Raw genomic sequence first — 1,043 nt, forward strand, 5'->3', positions numbered from 1 at the left:
TGGTGATAATGGCGGCATTGATTACACGAGTGTAACTTTAGGTAAAGGTAAGGATGCAGGACCAGTTGCACTTCATAATGTAAAAGATGGTGCCATTGGTGAGAGTTCACATGACGCAATCACCGGTAGTCAGATCAACACAATTTCTCAGAATGTAGCTAAATTCCTTGGTGGTGATTCGGCGTTTAATAATGGCGCGTTTACAGGACCGACCTACAAGTTATCTAAGGTTGATGCAGATGGTAAGATAACAGACAGTTCTTTTGATAATGTTGGTAGTGCATTTACTGGTCTTGATGCAAATATCAAGACTGTGAATGCACGGATTAAGGAAGTTTCTGAAGGAGTAGCGCAGGATTCTTTGAATTGGAGTAATGAAGCCAATGCGTTTGTAGCACGTCATGAGAAGAAGCAAGAAGAAAAAGGCAGAGCTGTCAGGACACAAGAAAACAGTAGAATTACGTTTCTAGCAAATGGTGAGATCACCGCTAAATCAACAGATGCTGTTACGGGTGGTCAGCTTTATTCAATGAATCAAACAATAGCAACCTATTTTGGTGGAGGTGCTGGCTATGAAGATGGAAATTGGAAAGCACCAAGTTTTAAGGTTAAGAAAGTTGATGCAGAAGGTAAAGAAAGTGAAGAAAGCTACAAGAGCGTAGCTGAAGCACTTGCAGGTGTTGCAAGTTCTATAACGAATGTTCACAATGATGTGACCAATGTAGTCAGTGATAGTCTTGCTAAGCAGGATGATGATACGAAGGTTATCAATATTGGTAAAGAAGTAGAAGGCAGTGAAATCAACATCGCAAATAAAGACAAAGGGGATAGGATTCTTTCCGGTGTTGGGGAAGCAACGAAGAGTAATGAAGCGGTTAACAAGGGTCAGCTTGATGCAAGTCTGAAAGATCTTTCTACCAGCCTTCAGTCTGATGATTCAGCTGTTGTTCACTATGATAAAAAAGATGGTGATAATGGCGGCATTGATTACACGAGTGTAACTTTAGGTAAAGGTAAGGATGCAGGACCAGTTGCACTTCATA

Annotated in this window: 1 pseudogene; it reads left to right on the top strand. The window is 40.9% G+C overall.

Features of this window, described 5'->3' with window-relative positions:
* A pseudogene (locus tag ACFIKE_RS11285) lies at positions 1 to 1,043 on the top strand (hypothetical protein); the annotation flags it as partial.

The organism is Bartonella sp. MU70NMGDW, assembly GCF_042194085.1.
GTDB lineage: Bacteria > Pseudomonadota > Alphaproteobacteria > Rhizobiales > Rhizobiaceae > Bartonella > Bartonella grahamii.